Origin of the sequence: Ancylobacter sp. (genome assembly GCF_965229075.1) — a bacterium.
Lineage (GTDB): Bacteria > Pseudomonadota > Alphaproteobacteria > Rhizobiales > Xanthobacteraceae > Ancylobacter.
Genome location: NZ_CBDDIO010000001.1, coordinates 335,380 through 353,949, shown reverse-complemented (window position 1 = coordinate 353,949; position 18,570 = coordinate 335,380). Strand labels below are relative to the sequence as shown.

Here is an 18,570-nt window from a genome sequence, read left to right as displayed (position 1 = left end):
GACCGGGGGACCTGCCGTCCGTCATGCTGAATCTGCTTGAGCTGCTCTCCTTCGGTCCGAATGGCTGGGGCGACGAGATTTTGCAGGGCGCGCTGCTCACCATCGAGCTCGCCCTCGTCACCCTCCCCGTCGGCATCGCCATCGGCCTCGCCGTGGCGCTGGCCAAGGATTCGTCCTCGCGCGTGCTGCGCGCTGTGGGCGATCTCTACACCACGGTGTTTCGCGGCCTGCCGGAACTGCTCACCCTGTTCATCGTCTATTATGGCGGGCAGATGCTGCTCACCCGCCTCGCCGGCGCGCTGGTCGAGGGCGCGCATATCGAGGTGAACCAGTTCGTCGCCGGCGTGGTGGCGCTGGGGCTGGTGCTCGGGGCCTTCTCCAGCGAAGTGCTGCTCGCCGCCATCCGCGCCGTGCCCAAGGGCCAGAAGGAAGCCGCCCACGCGCTCGGCCTGTCGGGCTGGCGCACCTTCCGGCTCATCACCTTCCCCCAGCTCTGGCGCGTCGCCCTGCCCGGCCTGTCCAACAACTGGATGGTGCTGTTGAAGGACACCTCGCTGGTCTCGGTCATCGCCATCAGCGATCTGATGCGCCAGACCTCGATCGCGGTGGGCGTGACCAAGCAGCCCTTCTTCTTCTATCTCGTCGCCTGCCTGATCTATCTGGTGTTCTCCGGCCTCTCCAGCCTCGTCTTCACCGCGCTGGAAAACCGGGCCTCGCGCGGCTTCAAGCGGGTGGGAGGCCATTGATGGAAACGATCCTCGCTGCCCTCGCCGACGGCTTCCTGTGGCTGATGGGCCTGATCGGGCTCAACACCGACCTGATGGCCCGCTACGGCCTGCGCTTTCTCGATGGCGTGTGGGTGACGCTGCAGTTGGTCGGGCTGTCCGTCTTCCTCGGCGTGCTGCTCGCCGTGCCGCTGGCGCTGGCGCGGGTGGAAGGCGGCAAGGTACTGGCGCGCGCGGCCTGGACCTATTCCTATTTCTTCCGCGGCACGCCGCTCTTGGCGCAGACCTTCCTCGTCTATTACGGCGCCGGCCAGTTCCGCGAACAGCTCACCGATATCGGCCTGTGGTGGTTCTTCCGCGACGCCTTCAACTGCGCGGTGTTCACCTTCACCCTCAACACCGCCGCCTATCAGTCGGAGATCCTGCGCGGCGGCATACAGAGCCTGCCGGCCGGGCAGATGGAGGCGGCGCAGGCGCTCGGCCTCTCCCGCGTGCTGGCCTATCGCAAAATCATCCTGCCGCAGGCGCTCGCCATCGGCCTGCGCCCGCTCGGCAATGAGCTGGTGCTGATGATCAAGGCCAGCGCCATCGCCTCGGTCATCACCGTCTATGATCTGATGGGTGTCACCCGCCTCGCCTTCTCCCGTTCCTACGACATGGAGGTCTATCTCTGGGCGGCGGTGCTGTATCTGCTGATGGTCGAGATCATCCGCCGGGTGTGGAACGTGCTGGAACGCCGGTTGAACCGGCATCTGGCGGTGTCGCGCTGAATAGGGCGTCAGCCTGGACGCCGCAGGCGATCCGGGATCGGCCCGCCTTCCTCACCATCCCTCATCCGCGGGCTTGACCCGCGGACCCAGGCCACGCCGGCCGCCCGGTCGCTGGGGCCCGGGTCAAGCCCGGGCATGAGGGTGCCACTCCATGAGGATGCCCCTCATGAATGAGGCTCAACCCACCAGCCGCGCCACCTCTTCCCGCAGTACCGGCACCAGCTCGGCCTCGAACCAGGGGTGGCGCTTCAGCCAGCCGGTGTTGCGCCAGGAAGGGTGCGGCAGCGGCAGCAGGCGCGGCGCCTGCCGCGCGTCCCAGATTTCCCGCCAGCGTTCCACCCGTTCGGTCAGCCCGCCGCCGGCGAACCGCACCAGCCCGAGCCGCTTGAGGTGATAGTCCTGCGCCGCCGCCCCCACCGCGATCACGAGATCGAACGGCGCCCGCGCCGCGAACAGCCGGTCGTGCCAGAGGCTCGCGCATTCCCGGCGCGGCGGCAGGTCGCCGCCCTTGGCGTCCTGCCCGGGAAAGCAGAAGCCCATGGCCGCCACGGCGAAGCGCTCGGGGTCGTAAAACGTCTCCGGCGTCACCCCCAGCCAGTCGCGCAGCCGGTCGCCGGACGCATCGGTGAAGGAGCGGCCGGAAGCATGCACCTTCGTGCCCGGCGCCTGCCCGGCGATGAGGATGCGGGCGCGCGGCCCGACATGCAGCACCGGGCGCGGTTCGTGCGGCAGCGGCCTTCCGCGTGGCGTCTCCACGCAGAAGCGGCAGGCACGGATGGCGGCGAGAAGGGTGTCGAGGTCGTCGGCGGGCATGGCGGTTAGATAGGCGCGGCCGGACCATCCGTCATCCCGCCCCGATCGCCGTCATCCTGAGGTGCTGGCCGCAGGCCAGCTTCGAAGGATGCCGCGCACGGGCCTCACTCCGCCGGCCTTGGGTGCCGCGCCCGCCAGTCCGCCGGCATCTCGAACGGGCCGGCCCAGATGCCGGCGCCGGCCGCCTGGGCCGATCGCTCCTCGCCGCGATAGGCAAGGCTGGTCGCCACCGCCCAGCCCTTGCGCACCAGCTGCGCGCCAATATCGGCGCCGTCCACCGCGCAGCGGGCAACGGCGCGGCCATAGCGGTCTTCGTCCACCGGGCGGCAGGTCACCTCTCCCTGCGCGACCAGCGCCTGCAGCGCCTCCCGGGCCTTCAGCCCGCAGGGCCAGCTGCGCTCGCCCTCGCCGCAGCTCTGGTGCAGTTCCGGCGCGTCGAGCCCGTCGAGACGCACCCGCTCACCCGCCACCTCCAGGCTGTCGCCATCCGCCACCCGCACCTGCCCGGTGAGCGGAGGAATGACCCGCTCCACCACCAGCGCCACGACGATGAGCCCGGCGGCGAGGAGGATGCCGCGCCAGGTTTGCGGTCGCCCGCCGCGTGGAGGGCGAGGTCGTCGCGCACGTGAAAGTGTGAAGCTCATTGCCAGTGCTCATTGCCAGCCCTCATGGCCGGGCTTGACCCGGCCACCCAGACTTCTCCCGCGCACCCGCTGTCAAGCTCTGGGTCCCCGGGTCAAGCCCGGGGATGAGGGACGGTGAAGGGCCCGCGCGCGACCGTCATCCCGGCCGAAGCGAAGCGCAGAGCCGGGATCGCTCGCCGGTTCGTTTGCCCTCATGGCCGGGCTTGACCCGGCCACCCAGACTTCTCTCGCGCACCCACTGGCAAGCTCTGGGTCCCCGGGTCAAGCCCGGGGATGAGGGACGGTGGATCACCCGGATCGGCCTGCGGCCGTCCGGGATGACAGCGAACCCACGGCCGGTTATCGCCCTCACGCCCCCGCCACGCCGGCTTCGGCAAAGGTCGCCATGCCGCCATGGCAGGCGAGCGCGGATTTGATGATGCCGATGGACAGCGCCGCGCCTGAGCCCTCCCCCAGCCGCATGTCGAGATCGAGCAGCGGGCGCAGGCCCAGCCGCTCCAGCACCTTTCGGTGCGCCGGCTCGGCCGAGACATGGCCGGCGAGGCAATGGTCGAGCGCGCGCGGGTCCAGCGCCTTCAGCACCGCGGCGGCGGCGGTGACGACATAGCCGTCGAGCACCACGGGCACACGCTGCAGCCGGGCGGCGAGGATGGCACCGGCCATCGCCGCCACTTCCCGCCCGCCAAGCTTGCGCAGCACTTCCAGCGGGTCGTCGAGATGGCCCTTCGCGCGCACCACAGCCGCCCGCACCGCCGCGATCTTGCGCTCCAGCACCTCGCCCGTCGCCCCCGTGCCGGGGCCGACCCAGTCGGCGGCGTCGCCACCATAAAGCCCATGGAAGATCGCCGCCGCCACGGTGGTGTTGCCGATGCCCATTTCGCCGAGGCACAGCAGGTCCGGTTCGCCCGCCAGCGCTTCCATGCCGAAGGCCATGGTGGCGGCGCATTCGGCCTCCGTCAGCGCGTCCTCGTCGACGATATCCGGCGTCGGCAGGTCGAGCGCGAGGTCGAACACCCTGAGCCCAGCGCCGAACACGCCGCAAATCTGGTTCACCGCCGCCTTCCCCGCCGTGAAGGTGGCGACCATCTGCTTGGTCACCTCGGAGGGGTAAGGCGAGACGCCTCTGCCCGCCACGCCATGGGTGGCGGCGAACACGGCGACGGTCGGCCGGTTCACCTGCGGAATCTCCCGCCCCTGCCAGCCGGCGATGAAGACCGCGATTTCCTCCAGCCGGCCGAGCGCGCCGGGCGGCTTCACCAATTGCCCCTGCCGGGCGCTCGCCGCGGCGCGGGCGGCCGCGTCCGGGCTGGGCATCTGGGCGACGAGGTTGCGGATGTCGTCGAAGGGCAGGCCGGTGGCGGAGCGCAGCATGGGGGAGCCTCAGCAGCAGAACGGGCGGCGCCAAAACGGACGAGGCGGGGCGAAGAAGTGTCGCCTCGGGCGCCAAGGCGGGGTAGACCCTCGCCGAGGGACGCGCAACCCTCAGCATTGCAGCCGCCGCCTCAGGAAGGCGCATGGACGCGCGCGGACGCGCAAGAAGGGGACCCCGGATGGAAGCCCGTAAGGAGGCCCCCTTGGCCGCGCCTCTCGACGCCTCTGCCGCCACGCCGCCGGCCTTCGACGCGGCGTTTCGCGAACGGCTCGACACGCTGTTCGCCTGGCGGCGGGATGTGCGCTGCTTCCGCACCGACCCGCTGGACGAGGAAACGGTGAACGCACTGCTCGCCACCGCCTGCCGCGCGCCGAGCGTCGGCTACAGCCAGCCCTGGCGGCTGGTGCGGGTGCGCGATTCCGGGCGGCGCGCCGCCATCCGCGCCCTGTTCGAGGCGGCGAATGCGCAGGCGCTGGCGCAGCAGCCAAGCGAGCGCGCCGGCCTTTACGCGCGGCTGAAGCTCGCCGGGCTGGACGACGCGCCCGAACATCTCGCCGTCTTCGTCGAGCCCGATCCCGCCACCGGCCACGGCCTCGGCCGCGCCACCATGCCGGAAACCGTCGCCTATTCCGCCGTGCTCGCCATCCATACGCTGTGGCTGGCGGCGGCGGCGCGCGGCATCGGGGTCGGCTGGGTGTCGATCCTCGACCCGCAGGCGGTGGGCGCGGCGCTGGAGGTGCCGGCGCACTGGCAGCTGGTCGGCTATCTCTGCCTCGGTTCTCCCGCCGAGGCGTCTCCCGTGCCGGAGCTGGAGCGCGCGGGGTGGGAGCGCCGCCGGCCGCTGGCCGAGCTTCTGGTCGAACGCTGAGGGCGAACGCGCATGCCGATGCCGATACTCTCCGATGTGCCCGCCGCGCTGCGCTTCCTCTCGCGCCTGCCGGTGCGCCTGCCCTCCGAGCCCCGCGAGGACGGCCCGCCGGACCTCGACCGGCTCGGCCCCGCTCTGCCGCTCGCCGGCGCGGTGCTGGGGCTGATCGCCGCCATCGTGCTGCTGCTCGCCCATGCGGTGGGGCTGGGCGATTTTCTCGCCGCCACGCTGGCGGTCACCGTGCTGGTGGCGATCACGGGCGCGCTGCATGAGGACGGGCTGTCGGATGTCGCCGACGCGCTCGGCGGCTGGACCGTCGAGCGGCGGCTGGCGATCATGAAGGACAGCCGCGTCGGCGCCTTCGGGGTGTGCGCCCTCATCCTCGCCTTCGCCCTGCGCATCGGCGCGCTGGCGGGCCTGCTCGCCGCCGGTCCGGCCGTGGCGGCGGCGGGGCTCGTCGCGGCGGTCAGCGTCTCCCGCCTCGCCGGACTGTGGATGCTGGCCTCCCTCCCCTTCGCGCGGACGGACGGCCTCGCCCGCAGCGCCGGGGTGCCAAGCGCGACGAGCCGGTGGGGCGCGCTCGGCGTCGGTCTCCTCATCGCATTCGGTCTCATCGTCCACCCCATCGGCCTCATCGGTCTGCTCGTCGCCAGCGCTTTCGCGGTCGTGATCTTCCTTGGCGTGGTGCGCCTTGCGCGTGCCCAATTCGGCGGACAGACCGGCGATGTCGCGGGCGCCGCGACGCTTCTCGTCGAAATCGCCTTCCTCCTCGGCCTGCTTATCGTCGCGCATTGACCCCTTCCGCCCGCCCGGGCTTAACCGGATGGACAGGAAAATGCGTCAGGATGAGACGTCCCTTAGCGTACCGAATCATGCCGCAAACCCTTTCCACACCTTGCGTTTCCGTCTGCACGCTGGATGCCGCCGGGCGGACTTGCCTCGGCTGCGGCCGCACCCTGGAGGAGATCGGCGCGTGGCCAGCGCTCAGCGAAACCGAGCGGCGCGCCATCATGGCCCGCCTGTCCGCCCGGCCGGCAGGAGAAGCGCCATGAACGCCGACCGCCTGATGTGGATCGTCGTCATCGGCCTCGCCGCCGGCATCGGCCTGGTGTTTTTCGCCTCCCGCTATGGCGATGTCGCGGGTCTTGGCGCTAACGACTTGGCGCAGCTTGTGTTTTACAGCTCGCTGCTGCTCGTGGTCGGCGCCAGCGTGTTCGCCACCTTCACCGGCAGGCTGGGCGAAGCGCTGCGCGCGGCCGGGCTGTGGCTGGCGATTTTCGCTTTTCTGGCCGTGGGTTACACCTATCGAATCGAGCTGCACGCCGTCGCCTACCGCGTGCTGGCGGAACTCGCCCCGGGCTACGCGGTCCCACTGGCCAGCGACGGCCCGGCGGTGGAAGTCGCCCGCGCCCGCGACGGCGATTTCAACGTGCGCGTCGAGATCAACGGCACGCGGATCCCCATGCTGGTGGACACCGGCGCGTCCAGTGTCGTGCTGACCCCGGAGGATGCGGTGGCGGTGGGCCTGCCGCTGGAATTCCTCAGCTATGACATACCCATAGACACGGCAAACGGGCGTGGCCGCGCGGCGGCGGTGGTGCTTCAGCGCATCGGCATCGCCGGCTCGATCGACGAGCGCGACGTGCCGGCCCTCGTCGCCAGCCCCGGCACGCTCAAGCACAGCCTGCTCGGCATGACCTTCCTCTCCCGCCTCGGCAGCTTCGAAATCCGCGGGGAAAAACTGGTGATGCGGGCGAAGGTGGTGGACTAGGGGCCGGCGATCCGCTCCGCGCGCCGGCATCGAAAAACCGGCTGCGGTTACGTAAGATGTTCCGAATACCCGGCCGCAGGGCCGGCGAAACCGCGTGAAACAACGATTTATGTCGAAGAATCCGCCGCTTACATTCTCAGTCGCGCCCGTGATGAATGGCGGAAGTTTTCTTTATTTTTCAATAATTTGAGCGGCTGGCATGTGAAATTTCTGTGCACTTGAGGCTCACTTCTCCGCGCTTTTCTTTTGTGTTCTGCGCCGTCCGTGACCCCTATCATAATGTCAATGCGCGTGCCGTCGCACCTATTGGTTCGGTTCCTTGCCTTTGGGTCGTTCGCTCCACCATTTCAGTCCCAAACCGGGCACTGCGTTTACGCCATCATCCGATACCAGCGCCCGAAGCAGCCGGGTTTTCGATCCCATTCTCCGAACTTCGCCGTCCGCCATCTCGACACGCTAGGCGAGCGCGCGCAGGTGATCGCGGCGATAGCCGCCGCCTTCGAGGTGGATGCGCTGGCGGGCTGTCTTGGCGAAGGTGCGGACCATTTGCGGGGTGATGGCCTTGGAGCCGGAGTTGTCGAGCATGGTCTGGGCGCGCTCCGCATCGGCCTTCGCCTGATCGCGGATGGCCTTGAGGCCGTCGATACGGTCTTCCAGGGCTGGATCGTCAATGTCCGCCACGCCCCCTCGATGGCGTCGTAGAGACGCTTGAGACGTAGCTCCGATTCGGTGGCCCGCTTGTTCAGTTCGGCGATGTGCTCGCGGCGACGCTCGGATTGCTCCTGCCGCCGGTTGCCGGCGCGTCGGTCAGCCGCCGAAATGCCGGATCACCTCGGCGTAAATCGCGCCGACGCGGGCGGGACTGCAAGCTGGCCGCCACTTCCAGGCATAGCGCGAATGCGGCTGCCCCAGGAATTGCGCGATACGCTGCGCGCCATCCTCCGGGCCGACATGCGCCGGCAGGAAGAGCGTCTCCTGCCCGAACAGCTCACGATGGGCATCGAGATCGGAGAGGATCAGGGGCGTGCCGTGGCAGGCGGCCAGCGCCGCCGACATGTTGAAGCCCTCAAACTCCGACAGGCTGACAAAGGCCGTGGCGTGGTAGGAGAGCGACTGAAGCACCCGCTCCTCGACATGACCGAGATGCACAACGCGCCCCGGCGCGACGCGCCCCGCCGCTGCCAGTTCGGATAAGGTTTCGCGGCCATGGCCGGTCAGCAGCAGGCGGAGGTTCGGCAGGCGGGCGGCCAGAGCGTCGAACACGCGGAACAGCCCGGCGAAGTTCTTGTGCGGGTGGGCATGCATGGAGGCCAGGAGAAACGGTTCGGATCCGGCCTGCGGCGGGCGCGGGCCGGGGGAATGCACCTCGACGGGGTTGTAGATCACGGCGTGGTTGCGAGGCGCGCCGTAGCGTTTCAGATAGTGTCGCCGCGTCGTCTGGCTGACAAAGACGAGGCAATCGGAATGCGTGCCGGCTTCAGCGAAGGCACCGGAGAGCCAGTCGCGCCGCTGCGGCGAGAAATGCTGAGTGAGGAAGGCGAACTGCAGGTCGTGGATCAGGTTGACCACCGGCGAGGTGCCCCCCCGCAGCAGGCCGGGCACTGGCGACTGGAAATTGGGGAAGAACAGAATTGCTTCGGGCAATTGGCGGGCGAGCGCCTGCGCCACGTGCCGCTCGCGGTCGAGATAGGCAAGATCGGGTGCATCCAGTCCCCGGTGCCGGGCAAGCGCGCGCGCGGACAGCACGCGCGGGCTGAATTGCCGCGCGAGCAGCCGGAACACCTGCTCCGAGACCCGCGCCACCCCGCCCATGGCGGGGTAGTCCTGCACGATATCGACAAACAGGATGGGACGCTTGATGTCGGATCCGCCCGTCACGGACGTCTCAGACGTTGGCACGGGCTAGCTGTCGGCCGGAGCGCATCAGAACTTGATGTCCAGCTTGGCGGTGAAGCTCTGGTCCGAGAGATCGGAACCGAACATCCCGCCATAGGCGACGCCGAGAGCCGCGATGGGCGAGAGGGCGAGGTCCAGCCCCGCCTCCACCACCAGTGCGTTCTCGGCCAGCGGCACGCCGGACACCGCGAACGGAACGCTGCCGGATGCGTAGTTCATCGTCGTGGTCGGATCCGTGTCTCCGAAAGCCGCGCTCCACCCCACGAGCCCCTTGGCGGTAGCGGTGAGCGTGCCTAGTTCGAAGCTGTTGCTGGCCCTCAGACCGAGTGTGGAAAAGCCGGTGTTCATCGTCTCGCTGGCGCCCGAGAGCGCCGCCGCCCCACCCGTTTCCGTGAAGCTGTCCGCGCTGAGACTGACATAGGCGAGGTTCACGAACGGCTCCAGCGTTGCGCCGTTCACGGCGAAACCATAGCCCAGCTCGCCGAACAGCTGGAAGGTGCCGGCATTGGCGCTGCTGGAGAGCGCGTCGGCAAATCCGGGGAAGGCCACGCCGCGCTCCGTCTCGATGTCGTGCCATGTGTAGGCAAGACCCGAGCGGAACGCGGCTGGCCCCCAGCTCGTCCCGGCATAGATGCCGAGAGAATAGTCGTCGCTGGAACCCGATGAGGAACGGCCGTTCACATCGAAATCGCTTTGGCTGTAGCCGGCCACGGCACCGATGCGCCAGCTGTCGAACGCCACCGTATCGGCGCCGAGGAACACCCCGCCGAGCGCACGGCTGAGTTCGGCTGCGTTGCCGTCGCCGCCGAACGTGCCCCAGGAGCCGAAGCCCTGCACCCACAGGCCCGGCGGCGCCGCCTGTGCCTCGCGCAGACGGTCCCAGACCGCCTTGCGCAGAAAGCGGCTGTCTTCCAGCAGCGCGGTCTGGATCGAGGCGTGGATCTCGCCCGAGAGCTGGTCGAACGCGCCCTGTGCCGAGGCCACCGTCGGCAGGCCGAGCACGGCGTCATAGATGGCGTTACCCGGCCCCAGGGTTTCCGTGCCCGCACCGGCGGCGCGCTGGTTCGGCGTCGCACCCACGGAGGCGAAGCTGCGGCCGTTGCGGCTGATTTCGAGGTCGACATCGTAACCGTCATTGACCAGCGCGACGTCGAGGAACACCCGCTCGATGTCCACCCCCGCGAAATCGCCGATGACGCCGCCCGACGTGCTGAGGATGGTATAGCTGGCCCCGGGCGTGAAGGTGGTGCCCGCCATCGGCGTGACCAGTCCGCCATTCAGCGTCGCGGTGGTGGCAACGATCTTGTCCGCCCCGTCCACGGCATTGATGTCGAGCTGGTAGATGGAGCCCGCGGCGAAGGTGACGTTGCCTGCCACGTTGAGCGTGCCCACGCTGCCCTCCGCACCGGGCGCGATCACCGCGCCGGCAAGGGCGTTGATAGCGCCGACGGTGCCGGAGCCGCCCAGCCGCGCGCCATCCGCCACGGAGAAGGCGGTGCCGGCCATGGTTCCGTTCACATAGGCGCCGCCGCCGAGCACGGCGAAGGCTGCGACCTCCGTGTTCGTTCCGGTGAGGGTGGCGACGCCCGTGCCCACCTTCTCGAACGTGCCGAATCCGATGAATTGCTCCCCGTCGTCGGCGCTGCCATCCCCGTCGAGGCGCGACACATCGAAGTCCAGGGACTCGGCACCGCCGAGGCGAAACGTATCCGCCCCGCTGTAGGCCACGACATTGCCCGTGACGGTGGCCCCCGCCTGCAGCTCGAAGCTGTTCACGCCGCCGGTATAGTCGACCGCCGCTGCGCGGGTGACGCCATCTCCGCCCAGACCGCCACTAATGCTGCCGCCGGAGCCCAGAATGAGGGAGAGATTCTGCCCGACAATGCCCGCGCCGCCGGCGCCGGCGACCCCGTCCGTGAAATAGGCATCGCCGCCCGCGCCACCATTACCGCCGCTCACATGGCTGCGCACCGTCAGTGCGAACCCGCTGGGGTCGGTGAAGTAAAGGCCGGGACCTCCCGTGCCGCCATCGCCGCCTGAACCGACCGCCTCGCCGCCAGCACCACCGGCACCGCCGGCCACGTCCACGGTCAGCGTGCCGGCGCCCGTGCCGGTCACCACGGCGCCCCAGCCGCCCGCGCCGCCGCCGCCGCCATAATAGTCGCCGACCCCGCCGGCGCCGCCATGGCCACCGCTGACCGCTTCCGTAGGCAGAGCCGCGCCGACATAGCCATGGGCGCCGCCGCCGCCGCCGCCGCCGGAGCCGGCCATGGGACCGCCGGGCGTTCCCTCGCCATCTTCGCCCGCCGCGCCGGGCGTCGCGCCGCCGGCGCCGCCCAGCCAGTGAGTGCCGTTGCGATTGCCATAGCCGCCAGCGCCGCCCGTCACGCCCGCGCCGCCGCCAGCGCCCGCCCCGCCATTGGACCCGGACTCGTTGTCCTCTCCATCACCGCCGGCACCGGTCGCGCTGTCAGCCCCGCCGATCGCCGTCAGGCCGATTCCGGGGCCATTGCCCCCCTGCGCCGCGGCGATGCCGCAGCCGGCGGCGACCAAGCTGAGGGCCGACACCCCGGTCAGCAGCAGTCGGAGGGAAAACGGCCCAGCGGTCCGGGAGTCACGGAAGCGCGGAAGCGGCCGGGCAGAAAAGGTCATTGTCGTCCCTTGGTGTGCAGGCTCGCGGCGGCAAAGAGTCTGCCCATCACGTTGCGGCATTGGGCCTCCCCGCGATGGGCAGATCGTCAGGCGTCCGGCGCACCGTCCCCGGGCTCGGTTTGGAGAGAGGCGCCCCGCCGCTGACGCAGGTGGATGTCGCAGAGATGGGCCGCCGCGGCACCGCCCCGCAACCGGCTTTGCGCACGGGCTATCGGGATTACGAAAAGGTCGGCGGCATTGCCGGAGGTGTCGCTTTCCGGCGACACGCGGCCGGAGCATCAGTCGCGCAAGGGTTGTGACAGGGCATCCTGCAGGGTCTGCGACGGCCGTTCGCTATAGCGTTGCCGATAGAGTCGCGAAAAATCACCCATATTGGTGAAATACTCGCCTGCGATGGCGGTCAGCGTCGCGCCGGGGCGAGCCGCGAGGATGCGCTCGCGCACCTTCTCCAGCCGTCGGTCGGTGGTCCATTGCAGCGGCGTTCGGTCGAACGCCGCCCGGAACGCATATTGCAGGCTGCGCGCCGACAGCCCGCTGACCTTTTCCAGGTCGCTGAGGGTGATGCGTCCGGTCAGATGCGCGTCGATATAGTCGCAAGCCCTGTTCAGGCCGGTCGTGTTGCGTGCCGGCGGCGCCCGCTGGCCGAAGAATAGGTCCGGGTGCATGAGCAGGAGCGCGGCACGCAGCAGCATGTCGTCGAGGCCGGAGCGGGCAATGAGCTGGGCATCGCCCTGCATGGCGTTCAAGATGGCCAATTGCTGGAACAGCAACTGGGCGAAATCGACGCCGCCGAAGGCGAGCTTCAAGGTGCGGGGCGTGGTGTAGTCCGGCTTCGCGCCTCGATCGTCGGGAGACTGGCCGCGCATGCCGGCCAAAATCCCGTCCAGCTGCGCCGGCTCGATATCCAGCCCCACCACCGAGCGGGCGGATGCGTGTCCCGCGCATCCGCCGGGGGGCAGAAGAACCGCGCTCCGGCCCGCCCCCCATTCGAGCCCGCGCCCCTCGCATCTCGTCTGGACCATGCCGTGAAAGGGCAGGAGCAATATGCCGACGCTGGCGCCGTCTGCATCGAATATCACTGGGGACGAGGCGGCAGCGACGAGCCGCGCATGCCCCGCCTTGATCATCGCCGCGCGACTGAGGAAGGGAACGTCGCGGTTTGCAGGTCTGTAGACAGTTCGCGCCGTCCCGGCCCGGGTCAGCGTTTCCGACATGTGGTCGGCATCCGTGAATTCGACCACGTGGGGGCTGCCAAAAGCCAGCGGCGGTATGAGAGGGGCGGTAGCCTGTTTTCTCATTAGTGGTAAACGGGAGCTCCCACCAAGTGAGTGAACACGATCGAGCCCAAGAGGTAATGAGCATCATCGTCTTAGGTCAAGTTAATGCCGGCGCAGATCAATGGGGTTGTACTTGGGTCCCCGTCTCGAGCACTGGGGCCATGCGCCCTGCGGCGCGCGCACCTATGCCTTGAGGGACAGCGCTCGTCGCCAGACGACCCGTGGTTGGGCGTCGGTGGTCGCAGCAACCCTTGCCGGCGTGGGGTGGTCAACGGATGCAGCTCCGACCCGCAGGCCCAGCAAGCGTGCCAAGACGCGCTGCGCATGAAGGCGCCGCATCGCCGATCTCGACCGGCTCCTTCGCTTGCGTGCGGATCGCGCACCTGACGTGAGGCGAGGACCTGCTGTCGCCGACGAGCCTGCCCCCACAAAGCTCGATCATTCCATGTCGATCACGTCGTCGCCTCCCCCAACCGACCCGTCCGTCATTTCGCGAAAAGTGGGGGAGACATCGCCACTTCTACATCACGAAACTCTACGCGCAGGGCTCACTTCTCGGTGTCAACCAAATACATCAAGCCTCCCGCAGCACCGGCGCGCTGTAGAGCGCTAGCGAAATTGCCCTGATTAGAAAATCAGAACTACAACAGATCGGACGTTAAATACAACTTATTGTATGTATCCGACTCGATGTATTCAAACTTCGTCGCAATTTCAATTGTGCAAATAAATTTTATAATTCATACATTGTCGCCATTCCTTGGAGACTGCCTTCAACATGAAGTCTGGCCGCCCCATTCCCGCGCTTGCCTTCGGCAATCGGCTTGCCATCGATTTCGATGATCCCGAGAGAATGGCGGCGGGATTGGCTGCCAGTGCGCGGGCCACGCTGAATTATCGATCAATCGACCGCAGCACCCCCTTCTTCAGCCGCGCCTCGGCGGTGGTGACGCAGAGCGCGCGCGTCGTGACGAGCGCGTCCTCGGCCGTCGAGGCGGACGCCTACGCGCCCTCATCGATCGGTGTCCTGCTGTTGCCACTCACCGGCGCGACCAGGGTGGAGTATGGCCGACGGACCGTCGAATGGGGCGCAGCCCTCGGCGCGGCGTTTCTTCCATCGGACCGCTGCGTCGTCCGCACGAGCACGCGGTCGCTGGTGAGCATCGATATCGATCCTGTGGTTACCGAGCGCGTCCTGCGCGCGATGCTTGGTGATGTCGCCGAGAAGACCATCGCGAACGCCATCGACCACGCGACCCCTCGCCTGCTGCCGCGGCGCCGAGGGCGCCGGCCGGATCTTGCCGATGTCCTGCTGCGTCACGTCGCCTGCTTCGATGCCCTCGGGTGCGATCCTCAGCTCATCCAGAGGTCGGGCCTGGACGACGCCCTCTTGCGAACCGCGATCCTGTATCTGTGCCCGGATCTGTTGTCCGGGCCTGCAGAACCGCTGGATCGCAAAAAGTCGACGGTCGATCTTGTCTGCGACTACATCGAGGCCAATCTCACGTCGCGGATTACGCTGACGGACCTTGAGCGCGTGAGCGGACTTTCGGCACGTCGGCTGCAATATGCGTTTCGCGCCACCTTCGACAAAACGCCCGGACAATGGGTGACGGAGCGGCGTCTCGATGCCGTCCGCAAACAGATACTTGCCGCCCCGGAGGGCGCGACCGTCACCTGGATCGCCGGCGAGTATTTCAGTCATCTCGGAGAATTCGCCCGCCTGTACCGGGAGCGGTTCGGCGAGCTGCCGTCGGACACACTCAAAAACGTCTCCTCCCGTCGGCTGAGATGAGCGATTCTCGGCCAGAGGCCGGGCGGAGTGCCGGGTCGCCACCTGGCTTCGTATAGGCTCATGAGGACACACCGGATCGCCCGGCGCCCCTCCTTCGCACCATCCTTCCAAGCGCAGGGTAACCGAAACACTCATCGAGAGGCTTCAGAACCGCGCGGTGAGCGCGCCGTGAATGCCCTGGCTTTCCACCCCGTCGCCGAATTGCCCGCTATAGTTTACGTCGAGCGAGATGCTGCGCGACAGGGCGGCGGTGATCCCAGCCTCCACCAATGCTGCGTCCTCGGCGATCGGCGTCCCGGCAACGCCGAAGCTCTCCGAGCCGGCAAAGCTGAAGGTCGAGGTCGGGGTGATGTCGCCCCATGCGTGGCGCCAACCAAGCGTCGCGAAGGCCGCGATGTCGGCGCTTCCGGCGGCAAGGTTCGTCGACCCCCGCAGGCCAAGCGTCGAGAAGGTGACGCCGGTATCGTCTCCAGCGCCGATCAGCGCGGCCGCTCCGCCACGCTCGCTGAAGTTGTCGGCATTGACGTTGACATAGGCGAGGCCCGCGAACGGTTCGAACGAGGCCGCGCCGAATGTGATGGTGTAGCCGATATCGCCGAAGATCTGGGTGGTGCCGGTGTTGTAACTCGCCGCCAAGGCGTCGGCGTAGCCGGGGAAGACGACGCTCCGCTGCGTCTCCACCTCGCTCAGCGTGTAGGCGGCACCGACGCGCAGGCCGACATCGTCCCATTGCGAGCCGCCATAGGCCCCAATCGTGTAGTTGTCAGAATTACCTGACGAGGTTCGGGCGTCGACACTGTAGGTCGAGCGGCTGTAGCCGCCCAGCAGGCCGACGCGCCAGGTGTTGAGCGCGGGAGTGTCCGCGCCGATCAGGAAACCGCCGGTGTCGTTGGAAAGCCGCGCGGCATTGCCATCGCCACCCATATGTCCCCAGGCACCGAAGCCCTGCGTCCACACGGCAGAACACGCGGCTTCCGCCGGCTGCGGCGCCTTCACCGGCAGCGTGTCCACCTTCCCGCAGGCGGAATCGGCGAAGGCGCTGCGCAGGCGGTTGATGGCCGCCTCGCGGGTGATGCCGCTGTTTTCCACCATCGCGCCCTTGATGGAGGCGTGCACCTCGCCGGAGAGCGCGTCAAAGGCGGCCTGTGCCTCGGCGTCGCTCTGCAGCGAGCCGATCGCGAAGCGCAGGTCGCTGCCTCCCGGCAGAGTCTGCAGGCCGGCTGCGACCGAACGCTGGTTTGGCGTGACGCCGGCGCTGGCGAAGCTGCGGGTCTGGACGCCGTCGAGATAGACATTGTCCTCGTCATAGGTCGCCATCAGGTCGTAGAAGGCCGAGATCGCCGTATCGCCGGTCACCTCATAGGTGCCGGAGACACCACCCGTGGCCGACAGGACGGTGTAGTGCGCGTCGATCGGATAGCCGCCATCGACCCATTTGGAGACGTTGAGGATGGCCCCGCTCTCAAGGGTCGCGGCGCCGGCGACCGAAACGAGATCGGAGGTCGCGCTGCCGGGTACCACCTCGACGGCATAGATCGATCCCGCCTCCTGCACATAGCCGCCGGCCACGTGGAGCGTGCCCGGGCTGTTGCCCGGCGCAATGGTGGAGCCGGCCTTGGCGACGACGCCCCCAACCGTTCCGGAACCCGAAAGCGTGGTGCCATCCAGCGCCGTGACCACCGAACCGGCCAGCGAACCGCTGACCTTGAGTTGGCCCTCCGCAATCGTCGTGGCGCCTGAGAAGCTGGCGGAGGTGCCGGTCAGGTCAAGCACGCCAGCGCCGGATTTGGTCAACGTGCCGGTGCCCGAGAGCGCGCCGGCATAGGCGAGGTTGTCGGAGCGATCAAAAATCAACGCGCCATTGTCGACGATGTCGCCGCCCAGCCTGCCGGAGGTACCGCCATTGCCGACAGATAGTGTGGCTCCGGCTGCGATGGTGGTCGATCCGGTGAAGGCGGCCGAATCGCCGGTCAGCAGTGTGGTGCCGGCGAGAACGTCGATGGTTCCAGCCCCGGACATGCCCGGCCTGAAGATAAAGGCGTCCGACGTGTGGTTGAACACCACGGTGCCCGTGCCGGGACCAAACTCTAGGGCCGCCGCGTCGAGCGTACCCGGCGCCACCGCGCTGGCGTTGGCGGCCGCACCGAGCACCAGCGTGCCGACGGAGCCGACCTCGCTGGCCAGCGTCACCGTGCCGTCATGGCTTGTGTCGGGCAGCACCGCCCCCACCGCGATGGTCCCGCCGTCCGCGATCACCACGGTGCCGGTCCCATAGACGCCGACGAGAAGCGCCGCGCTGTTGGTCCAGGTCGAACCGGCACCGGTGACGACGACCTTGCCGCTGGCCGCCTCGCCCGCCTCATAGCCGACGAAGCCGACCGTGTCGCTCACCGTCCCGCCCTTCTCGATGGTCAGCGATCCCTCCCCGGCATCGCCGATCAGGATGCTGGCGCTGCTGGTCCATTCCGAGCCTGCACCACTGACCGTGACCGTTCCGACGCTACCTTCCTTGTAACCGATATAACCGTCGAGGCTGGTAACGCTGCCGCCCTCCTCGACCAGCAGGTCGCCCGCGCCGGAATAGCCGACGGTCAGGTAGGAGCTGTTGGTCCATTCCGACCCTGCGCCGGTGACCTTCACCGAGCCCACGCCGCCGATTTCCTGCCCGATCCGCCCTTCTGTGTCGCTGACCGACCCTCCGGCCTCGACGGTCATCGTGCCGTTGCCGTTGAAGCCCACATAGATCAGGCTGCTGCTGATCCAGCTCGAATTCGCGCCGCTGACCGTCGCAGTACCGGTGCTGCCAGCATTGTAGCCGACATAGGCGGCATAGATGTTGGTGACGGAGCCGCCTTCCAGTATGTCGAGCTCGCCCATTCCTGCACGGCCGACGAAGAGATTGGCGTTGTTGGTCCAGGTCGAATCCGCCCCGGTGACGGTCACGGAGCCCGATCCGCTCGCGGAGTAACCGATGTAGCCGGTGGTATCGGTGACCGAGCCGCCCTTTTCGATAGTCAGCGTTCCGTTACCCGAATCGCCAGCGGTCATTGAACTCTCGCTGGACCAGCTCGACCCTGCACCGGTGACGGTGACAGTGCCGACGCTGCCCGCATTGCTGCCGATGACGCCGTAATTGGTGTTGCTGACCGTGCCTCCATCCTCGACGTTCAGTGTGCCGTTGCCGCTGTAGCCGACAAACAGATAGGTGCTGTTGGTCCAGCTCGAATCCGCACCCGTCACGGTCGCGGTGCCGGTGCTGCCGGCCTGGGTGGCAATGACACCCTGCGTGTCGCTCACCGTGGCGCCGTCCTCGACGTTCAGCGTGCCTTTGCCATAGGACCCGACACCGAGCTGGCCGTGGCTGACGAGGCTCGACCCCTCGCCGGTTACCGTCACGGTGCCCTCGCTGGTGCTCGAATAGCCGATGCTCGTATAGCCGGAACTGGTGCCGGCCTCGACCGAGCCGCCATTCTGAATTGTCAGCGAGCCGGACCCGTAAAGGCCGCCGACGTAGAGAATGCTGCTGTTGGTCCACAGCGACCCGTCGCCATCGACCGTCACCGTTCCGGAACCGCCTTTTGTGTAGCCGACATAGCCGACGGTATCGCTGACGACGCCGCCCTGCAGGATATCCAGCGTGCCAACGCCGGCGTCGCCTACGGTGATCGAGCTGCCGCTGGTCCATTGGGAGCCTGTACCGGTGACGGTTACGGTGCCAGAGCTACCCGCCTTCTGACCGATATCGCCATATTTCGGGTGCGAGACCGTCCCGCCGGATGAGATGGTCAGCGTGCCGGTGCCGGTCGTGGCAATGAACAGATAGTCGGGATAGGTGACAGCCGTGGTGACCGTCCGGGTGGTGTTGTTGATCGTTTCGGCGCTGGCAAAAGAAGTCGCAGCGGAAATGAAGGCAGCGGACGCCAGCAGCAGACCCTTCAGGTGTCCGATGCAACGCGGCGTCTCATTACGAGCGGAGGATTGCATCGC

The 18,570-nt window shown here is 68.0% G+C and carries 15 protein-coding genes; 7 read left to right on the top strand and 8 right to left on the bottom strand.

Going from position 1 to position 18,570, the window contains the following annotated elements:
- Nucleotides 1–23 precede the first annotated feature (23 nt).
- Both ACO07Z_RS01920 and ACO07Z_RS01915 read left to right on the top strand, forming a co-directional pair.
- Entirely contained in the window at nt 24–746 is a 723-nt protein-coding gene (locus ACO07Z_RS01920; RefSeq protein WP_421697161.1) for an ABC transporter permease, read from the top strand.
- Entirely contained in the window at nt 746–1,495 is a 750-nt protein-coding gene (locus tag ACO07Z_RS01915; RefSeq protein WP_421697160.1) for an ABC transporter permease, read from the top strand. Before ACO07Z_RS01920 ends, ACO07Z_RS01915 begins: the two co-directional genes overlap by 1 nt.
- 177 nt (nt 1,496–1,672) lie before the next feature.
- Here the strand turns inward: ACO07Z_RS01915 and ACO07Z_RS01910 are convergent, their stop codons facing one another.
- The 3 genes from ACO07Z_RS01910 to cobT form a co-directional block, all read right to left on the bottom strand.
- Nucleotides 1,673–2,308 carry a uracil-DNA glycosylase family protein gene (locus ACO07Z_RS01910; RefSeq protein WP_421697159.1) on the bottom strand — a complete coding sequence of 212 codons (636 nt, stop codon included), beginning with the start codon at nt 2,306–2,308 and terminating at the stop codon, nt 1,673–1,675.
- A 104-nt stretch (nt 2,309–2,412) separates the two neighbouring features.
- Nucleotides 2,413–2,952, bottom strand: coding sequence for a thermonuclease family protein (locus ACO07Z_RS01905; protein WP_421697158.1), 540 nt, complete (start codon nt 2,950–2,952; stop codon nt 2,413–2,415).
- 348 nt (nt 2,953–3,300) lie between these two features.
- Complete coding sequence (cobT, locus tag ACO07Z_RS01900) at nt 3,301–4,323, bottom strand: nicotinate-nucleotide--dimethylbenzimidazole phosphoribosyltransferase (RefSeq protein WP_421697157.1); 1,023 nt, start codon at nt 4,321–4,323, stop codon at nt 3,301–3,303.
- A gap of 179 nt (nt 4,324–4,502) precedes the next feature.
- Here cobT and bluB point away from each other — a divergent pair, with 179 nt between their 5' ends.
- Genes bluB through ACO07Z_RS01880 form a run of 4 tightly spaced genes read left to right on the top strand, consistent with a single transcriptional unit; the run spans nt 4,503 to nt 6,963 of the window.
- Nucleotides 4,503–5,192, top strand: a complete 690-nt coding sequence (gene bluB / locus ACO07Z_RS01895) for a 5,6-dimethylbenzimidazole synthase (RefSeq protein WP_421697156.1) — start codon at nt 4,503–4,505, stop codon at nt 5,190–5,192.
- Between the two features lie 12 nt (nt 5,193–5,204).
- A complete protein-coding gene (cobS, locus tag ACO07Z_RS01890) occupies nt 5,205–5,987 on the top strand; it encodes an adenosylcobinamide-GDP ribazoletransferase (RefSeq protein ID WP_421697155.1) in 783 nt (260 codons plus the stop codon).
- A 50-nt stretch (nt 5,988–6,037) separates the two neighbouring features.
- Nucleotides 6,038–6,244 (top strand): DUF1289 domain-containing protein, encoded by a 207-nt coding sequence (locus ACO07Z_RS01885; RefSeq protein WP_421697154.1) that lies wholly within the window; start codon nt 6,038–6,040, stop codon nt 6,242–6,244.
- The gene (locus ACO07Z_RS01880) at nt 6,241–6,963 is read left to right on the top strand and encodes a TIGR02281 family clan AA aspartic protease (protein ID WP_421697153.1); all 723 of its coding nucleotides are present in this window, start codon (nt 6,241–6,243) and stop codon (nt 6,961–6,963) included. The genes ACO07Z_RS01885 and ACO07Z_RS01880 overlap by 4 nt, the downstream gene beginning before the upstream one ends.
- A 456-nt stretch (nt 6,964–7,419) precedes the next feature.
- On the opposite strand, the gene ACO07Z_RS01875 is transcribed toward ACO07Z_RS01880, so the two are convergent.
- The 4 genes from ACO07Z_RS01875 to ACO07Z_RS01860 form a co-directional block, all read right to left on the bottom strand.
- On the bottom strand, nt 7,420–7,644 hold the full coding sequence (locus ACO07Z_RS01875; RefSeq protein ID WP_421697152.1) for a hypothetical protein: 225 nt from the start codon (nt 7,642–7,644) through the stop codon (nt 7,420–7,422).
- A 126-nt stretch (nt 7,645–7,770) separates the two neighbouring features.
- Nucleotides 7,771–8,841, bottom strand: coding sequence for a glycosyltransferase (locus ACO07Z_RS01870; protein ID WP_421697151.1), 1,071 nt, complete (start codon nt 8,839–8,841; stop codon nt 7,771–7,773).
- Between the two features lie 45 nt (nt 8,842–8,886).
- Nucleotides 8,887–11,427, bottom strand: a complete 2,541-nt coding sequence (locus ACO07Z_RS01865; RefSeq protein WP_421697150.1) for an autotransporter outer membrane beta-barrel domain-containing protein — start codon at nt 11,425–11,427, stop codon at nt 8,887–8,889.
- 362 nt (nt 11,428–11,789) lie between these two features.
- Complete coding sequence (locus tag ACO07Z_RS01860) at nt 11,790–12,752, bottom strand: helix-turn-helix domain-containing protein (protein ID WP_421697149.1); 963 nt, start codon at nt 12,750–12,752, stop codon at nt 11,790–11,792.
- An 814-nt stretch (nt 12,753–13,566) separates the two neighbouring features.
- Between ACO07Z_RS01860 and ACO07Z_RS01855 the strand changes: the two genes are divergently transcribed.
- The gene (locus ACO07Z_RS01855) at nt 13,567–14,583 is read left to right on the top strand and encodes a helix-turn-helix domain-containing protein (protein WP_421697148.1); all 1,017 of its coding nucleotides are present in this window, start codon (nt 13,567–13,569) and stop codon (nt 14,581–14,583) included.
- A 144-nt stretch (nt 14,584–14,727) separates the two neighbouring features.
- On the opposite strand, the gene ACO07Z_RS01850 is transcribed toward ACO07Z_RS01855, so the two are convergent.
- Nucleotides 14,728–18,567, bottom strand: coding sequence for an autotransporter domain-containing protein (locus ACO07Z_RS01850; protein WP_421697147.1), 3,840 nt, complete (start codon nt 18,565–18,567; stop codon nt 14,728–14,730).
- Nucleotides 18,568–18,570: the final 3 nt, after the last annotated feature.

Excerpts from the sequence above, each read along its gene's own strand:
- ACO07Z_RS01850 (WP_421697147.1), bottom strand. The coding sequence starts at position 18,567 with ATGCAATCCTCCGCTCGTAATGAGACGCCGCGTTGCATCGGACACCTG.
- ACO07Z_RS01885 (WP_421697154.1), top strand. The coding sequence starts at position 6,038 with ATGAGACGTCCCTTAGCGTACCGAATCATGCCGCAAACCCTTTCCACA.
- ACO07Z_RS01910 (WP_421697159.1), bottom strand. The coding sequence starts at position 2,308 with ATGCCCGCCGACGACCTCGACACCCTTCTCGCCGCCATCCGTGCCTGC.
- cobS (WP_421697155.1), top strand. The coding sequence starts at position 5,205 with ATGCCGATGCCGATACTCTCCGATGTGCCCGCCGCGCTGCGCTTCCTC.
- ACO07Z_RS01880 (WP_421697153.1), top strand. The coding sequence starts at position 6,241 with ATGAACGCCGACCGCCTGATGTGGATCGTCGTCATCGGCCTCGCCGCC.
- cobT (WP_421697157.1), bottom strand. The coding sequence starts at position 4,323 with ATGCTGCGCTCCGCCACCGGCCTGCCCTTCGACGACATCCGCAACCTC.
- ACO07Z_RS01905 (WP_421697158.1), bottom strand. The coding sequence starts at position 2,952 with ATGAGCTTCACACTTTCACGTGCGCGACGACCTCGCCCTCCACGCGGC.
- ACO07Z_RS01920 (WP_421697161.1), top strand. The coding sequence starts at position 24 with ATGCTGAATCTGCTTGAGCTGCTCTCCTTCGGTCCGAATGGCTGGGGC.
- ACO07Z_RS01855 (WP_421697148.1), top strand. The coding sequence starts at position 13,567 with ATGAAGTCTGGCCGCCCCATTCCCGCGCTTGCCTTCGGCAATCGGCTT.
- bluB (WP_421697156.1), top strand. The coding sequence starts at position 4,503 with ATGGAAGCCCGTAAGGAGGCCCCCTTGGCCGCGCCTCTCGACGCCTCT.
- ACO07Z_RS01915 (WP_421697160.1), top strand. The coding sequence starts at position 746 with ATGGAAACGATCCTCGCTGCCCTCGCCGACGGCTTCCTGTGGCTGATG.